We start from the raw sequence: 6356 nt of genomic DNA, 5'->3' as shown, positions 1-6356 counted from the left end.
AACCAGAACACCTGCATCAACCAGCGTCCGCTGGTTCGCATGGGTGACCGGGTCAACAAGGGCGACATCATCGCCGACGGTCCGTCGACCGAGCTCGGCGATCTGGCGCTCGGCCGCAACGTGCTGGTCGCGTTCATGCCGTGGAACGGCTACAACTACGAGGACTCGATCCTCCTGTCCGAACGCATCGTCGCCGATGACGTCTTCACCTCGATCCACATCGAGGAGTTCGAGGTCATGGCGCGCGATACCAAGCTCGGACCGGAGGAAATCACGCGCGATATTCCAAACGTCTCGGAAGAAGCGCTGAAGAACCTCGACGAAGCCGGCATCGTCTATATCGGTGCCGAAGTTCAGCCGGGCGACATCCTGGTCGGCAAGATCACGCCGAAGGGCGAAAGCCCGATGACGCCGGAAGAGAAGCTTCTGCGCGCCATCTTCGGCGAAAAGGCATCCGATGTGCGCGACACCTCGATGCGCATGCCTCCGGGCACTTTCGGCACGGTCGTCGAGGTGCGCGTCTTCAATCGCCACGGTGTGGAGAAGGACGAGCGCGCCATGGCGATCGAGCGCGAGGAGATCGAACGCCTCGCCAAGGACCGCGACGACGAACAGGCCATTCTGGACCGTAACGTCTACGCGCGTCTTTCCGACGTGCTCGTCGGCAAGGAAGCGATCGCCGGACCGAAGGGCTTCAAGAAGGGCTCGACGCTGTCCAAGGATACGCTCGACGAGTATCCGCGTTCGCAGTGGTGGCAGTTTGCCGTGGAGAACGAAAAGCTCCAGAGCGAACTCGAGGCGCTCCGTGGCCAGTACGACGATTCCAAGAAGGCGCTCGAACAGCGTTTCATGGACAAGGTCGAGAAGGTCCAGCGCGGCGACGAAATGCCTCCGGGCGTCATGAAGATGGTCAAGGTCTTCGTGGCCGTGAAGCGCAAGATGCAGCCCGGCGACAAGATGGCCGGCCGTCACGGCAACAAGGGTGTCGTGTCGCGGATCGTTCCGGTCGAAGACATGCCTTTCCTCGAGGACGGCACGCATGCCGATATCGTGCTCAACCCGCTGGGTGTGCCGAGCCGCATGAATGTCGGCCAGATCCTGGAAACGCATCTGGGCTGGGCATGCGCGGGCATGGGCAAGAAGATCGGCGAGCTGATCGACACGTACAAGGCAGCCGGCGACATCAAGCCGCTGCGCAAGACGCTCGAGAGCTTCATCCCGGCCAACGACCGCAACGAGCCGGTTCGTGACTATGACGACGAGAGCATTGTTCGCCTCAGCGAGCAGATGCGCCGCGGCGTCTCGATCGCGACCCCGGTGTTCGACGGCGCGCATGAGGCTGACATCAACATCATGCTGGAGCAGGCGGGCCTGCATACCAGCGGTCAGTCGCAGCTCTATGACGGACGCACGGGCGAGCCGTTCGATCGCAAGGTGACGATGGGCTACATCTACATGCTCAAGCTTCACCACCTCGTGGACGACAAGATCCACGCGCGTTCGATCGGTCCGTACTCGCTCGTTACCCAGCAGCCGCTGGGCGGCAAGGCGCAGTTCGGTGGCCAGCGCTTCGGCGAGATGGAGGTCTGGGCGCTCGAAGCATACGGCGCCGCCTACACGCTGCAGGAAATGCTGACGGTGAAGTCCGACGACGTCGCCGGTCGTACCAAGGTCTACGAGGCGATCGTGCGTGGCGACGACACCTTCGAGGCCGGCATCCCCGAGAGCTTCAACGTTCTCGTCAAGGAAATGCGGTCTCTCGGCCTCAATGTCGAGCTGGAGAACACCAAGCTCGACGACAACCCTGTCCGGCTGCCCGATGCTGCCGAATAGGGGCGCGGCCGAGTAAACAAGACGTTCGGTCGCGGAAATCGCGACCGAACGCACCAAATTCTTCGGCCGGTGGCCGACACACGACGGCGGGCGTTTGGCCCGCGCTAGATGCAAGGGGTTTTCGAGGACCCCGAAAAGGAGAACGGCATGAACCAAGAGGTCATGAATCTCTTCAATCCGCAGGCGCCTGCGCAGGTGTTCGATTCCATTCGGATATCGCTTGCCAGCCCTGAGAAGATTCTGTCCTGGTCTTTCGGCGAGATCAAGAAGCCGGAGACCATCAACTACCGCACCTTCAAGCCGGAGCGTGACGGTCTGTTCTGCGCGCGCATTTTTGGCCCGATCAAGGACTACGAGTGCCTGTGCGGCAAGTACAAGCGCATGAAGTACAAGGGCGTCATCTGCGAGAAGTGCGGCGTCGAAGTCACGCTGTCGCGCGTTCGCCGCGAGCGCATGGGCCATATCGAGCTGGCGGCTCCGGTCGCCCATATCTGGTTCCTGAAGTCGCTGCCGTCGCGCATCGGCACGCTGCTCGACATGACCCTGAAGGACATCGAGCGCGTCCTCTACTTCGAGAACTACATCGTCACCGAACCTGGCCTCACCGCGCTGAAGGAGCACCAGCTGCTCAGCGAGGAAGAGTACATGATCGCCGTCGACGAGTATGGCGAGGATAGTTTCACCGCCATGATCGGCGCCGAGGCCATTCATGACCTCCTGGCGGGCATGGACCTGGAGAAGATCGCCGGCGACCTGCGTTCGGAACTGGCTTCGACCACCTCCGAGCTGAAGCAGAAGAAGTATCTGAAGCGGCTCAAGGTCGTCGAGAACTTCATGGAATCCGGCAACCGTCCGGAATGGATGATCATGAAGGTGGTTCCGGTGATCCCGCCGGACCTGCGTCCGCTGGTTCCTCTGGACGGCGGCCGCTTCGCCACGTCGGATCTGAACGATCTCTATCGCCGCGTCATCAACCGCAACAACCGTCTGAAGCGGCTGATCGAGCTGCGCGCTCCCGGCATCATCGTGCGCAATGAAAAGCGCATGCTGCAGGAAGCCGTCGATGCGCTGTTCGACAACGGCCGTCGCGGCCGCGTCATCACCGGCGCCAACAAGCGCCCGCTGAAGTCGCTGTCCGACATGCTCAAGGGCAAGCAGGGCCGGTTCCGTCAGAACCTGCTCGGCAAGCGCGTCGACTATTCCGGCCGCTCGGTCATCGTGACCGGTCCGGAGCTCAAGCTGCACCAGTGCGGCCTGCCCAAGAAGATGGCGCTCGAACTGTTCAAGCCCTTCATCTACGCCCGTCTCGACGCCAAGGGTTACTCCTCGACCGTCAAGCAGGCGAAGAAGCTGGTCGAAAAGGAGCGTCCGGAAGTCTGGGATATCCTCGACGAGGTCATCCGCGAGCATCCGGTGCTGCTGAACCGTGCGCCGACGCTGCACCGTCTCGGCATCCAGGCGTTCGAGCCGATCCTGATCGAAGGCAAGGCGATCCAGCTGCACCCGCTGGTCTGCACGGCCTTCAACGCCGACTTCGACGGCGACCAGATGGCCGTTCACGTGCCGCTGTCGCTGGAAGCGCAGCTTGAAGCCCGCGTGCTGATGATGTCGACCAACAACATCCTGCACCCGGCTTCCGGCGCGCCGATCATCGTGCCGTCGCAGGACATGGTTCTGGGTCTCTATTATCTCTCGATCGTCAACCAGAACGAGCCGGGCGAGGGCATGGTGTTTGCCGACATGGGCGAACTCCAGCACGCGCTCGAGACCAAGGCGGTGACGCTGCACTCCAAGATCAAGGGTCGTTTCCGTACGGTCGACGCCGAAGGCAAGGTCGTGTCGAAGATCCATGACACGACGCCTGGCCGCATGATCATCGGCGAGCTTCTGCCGAAGAACGTCAACGTGCCTTACGAGACCGCCAACCAGGAGATGACCAAGAAGAACATCTCCAAGATGATCGACACCGTCTACCGCCATTGCGGTCAGAAGGAGACGGTCATTTTCTGCGATCGCATCATGGCGCTCGGATTCAGCCATGCCTGCCGTGCCGGCATTTCGTTCGGCAAGGACGACATGCTGATCCCGGATGCCAAGATCAAGCTGGTCTCCGACACCGAGGCTTTGGCCAAGGAATACGAGCAGCAGTACAATGACGGTCTGATCACGCAGGGCGAGAAGTACAACAAGGTCGTCGACGCCTGGGCCAAGTGCTCGGAAAAGGTCGCCGACGAAATGATGGCCCGTATCAAGGCGGTCGAGTTCGAGGACAATGGCCGTCAGAAGCCGATGAACTCGATCTACATGATGTCGCACTCCGGTGCGCGTGGCTCGCCCACCCAGATGCGCCAGCTTGCCGGCATGCGCGGCCTCATGGCCAAGCCGTCGGGTGAAATCATCGAGACGCCGATCATCTCGAACTTCAAGGAAGGCCTGACCGTGCTCGAGTACTTCAACTCGACCCACGGCGCCCGCAAGGGTCTGGCCGACACCGCCTTGAAGACGGCGAACTCGGGTTACCTCACCCGTCGTCTGGTCGACGTGGCGCAGGATTGCATCGTCAACTCCGTCGACTGCGGCACCGACAAGGGCCTCACCATGCAGCCGATCGTCGATGCCGGTCAGGTCGTCGCTTCGGTCGGCCAGCGCGTGCTGGGCCGTACGTCGCTCGACGACATCACCCATCCGGTGTCGGGCGAGATCCTGGTCAAGGCCGGAACGCTGATGGACGAGCGTGACGTGGAACAGATCGAAAAGGCCGGCGTCCAGTCGGTCCGCATCCGCTCGGCACTGACTTGCGAAGTCAGGGTTGGCGTCTGCGCGGTCTGCTACGGTCGCGATCTGGCCCGCGGCACCCCGGTCAATCAGGGCGAAGCCGTCGGCGTCATCGCGGCGCAGTCGATCGGCGAGCCGGGCACCCAGCTCACCATGCGTACCTTCCACATGGGCGGTACCGCGCAGGTCGTGGACAGCTCGTTCCTTGAAGCCTCGTATGAGGGCAAGGTCGAGATCCGCAACCGCAACGTGGTGCGCAACTCCGACGGCCAGCAGATGGTCATGGGCCGCAACATGGCGGTTCTGATCCTCGACGAAGCCGGCAAGGAGCGCGCCTCGCACCGCCTCACCTATGGTTCGCGCATCTTCGTGGACGATGGTGACAAGGTGAAGCGCGGCCAGCGTATCGCCGAGTGGGATCCCTATACCCGTCCGGTCCTCACCGAAATCGAGGGCAGGGTGTCGTACGAGGATCTGGTCGACGGCATTTCCGTTCAGGAAACGGCCGACGAGTCGACCGGCATCACCAAGCGTGAGGTCATCGACTGGCGCTCGACGCCACGCGGCAACGACCTGAAGCCGGCGATTGCGATCCAGGACGCCAAGGGCAAGGTCGGCAAGCTGTCGAAGGGCGGCGACGCCCGCTTCCTGCTCTCGGTCGAGGCCATTCTTTCGGTCGAGCCGGGTTCGCAGGTTCGCCCCGGCGACGTGCTGGCGCGTATTCCGATGGAAAGCGCCAAGACCAAGGACATCACCGGCGGTCTGCCGCGTGTTGCCGAGCTGTTCGAGGCACGTCGTCCGAAGGATCACGCCATCATCGCCGAGATCGACGGCACGATCCGCTTCGGCCGCGACTACAAGAACAAGCGTCGCATCATCATCGAGCCGCATGACTCGACGCTTGAGCCGGTCGAATACCTGATCCCGAAGGGCAAGCCGTTCCATCTCCAGGACGGCGACGTCATCGAGAAGGGCGACTACATCCTCGACGGCAATCCGGCGCCGCACGACATCCTGGCGATCAAGGGCGTGGAGGCACTTGCTTCCTACCTCGTCAACGAGATCCAGGAAGTCTATCGTCTGCAGGGCGTGTCGATCAACGACAAGCACATCGAGGTGATTGTTCGCCAGATGCTGCAGAAGGTCGAGATCACGGTGCAGGGCGATTCGACCTACATCCCGGGCGATCATGTCGACGTGATCGAACTGGAAGAGGTCAACGAGCGTCTGGTCGAGGACGGCAAGAAGCCGGCCGAAGGCCTGCCGGTGCTGCTCGGCATCACCAAGGCATCGCTGCAGACGCCGTCCTTCATCTCGGCCGCCTCCTTCCAGGAAACGACCCGGGTGCTGACGGAGGCTGCGGTTGCCGGCAAGACCGACATGCTGCAGGGCTTGAAGGAAAACGTCATCGTCGGCCGGCTGATCCCGGCCGGTACCGGCGGCACGATGAGCCAGATCCGGCGCATCGCCACCTCGCGCGACGAACTGATCATCGACGAGCGCCGCAAGGCCTCGGGTGCGGAAGTCGCCGAGCCGATGCTGGCCGACATGACAACCGCCGCGCAGTAAGCGCGGCGGTTGGAATCTCAGGCAAAAAAAGGCCGTCGGGGCGACCCGGCGGCCTTTTTTCATTGCGTTGGAGCCGAACTTTGTGGCGGTGGCGAAGTGAGGAGCATCGTCTGGTGCCTTGTTTTGCAGGCTGGCGCCGCCCCTCATCTGCCTGCCGGCATCTTCTCCCCGTATAGTGA

The 6356-nt window shown here is 62.4% G+C and carries 2 protein-coding genes; both read left to right on the top strand.

Annotated features, from left to right (window positions below):
* Positions 1-1833, top strand: a 1833-nt coding sequence (rpoB, locus tag EN906_RS18835) for a DNA-directed RNA polymerase subunit beta (RefSeq protein WP_127375297.1), incomplete at its 5' end; no start/stop codon positions are given.
* Positions 1834-1980: 147 nt separating this feature from the next.
* Positions 1981-6177, top strand: coding sequence for a DNA-directed RNA polymerase subunit beta' (rpoC, locus tag EN906_RS18830; RefSeq protein WP_013531415.1), 4197 nt, complete (start codon positions 1981-1983; stop codon positions 6175-6177).
* Positions 6178-6356 lie beyond the last annotated feature (179 nt).

Origin of the sequence: Mesorhizobium sp. M7A.F.Ca.CA.004.06.1.1 (genome assembly GCF_003999135.1) — a bacterium.
GTDB lineage: Bacteria > Pseudomonadota > Alphaproteobacteria > Rhizobiales > Rhizobiaceae > Mesorhizobium.
Note: the sequence above shows the minus strand (reverse complement) of the source record. Positions and strands in the feature narration are given on the sequence as shown.

What these genes read in the sequence shown, in the direction of transcription:
- rpoC (WP_013531415.1), top strand. Translation starts at nt 1,981, where the DNA reads ATGAACCAAGAGGTCATGAATCTCTTCAATCCGCAGGCGCCTGCGCAG.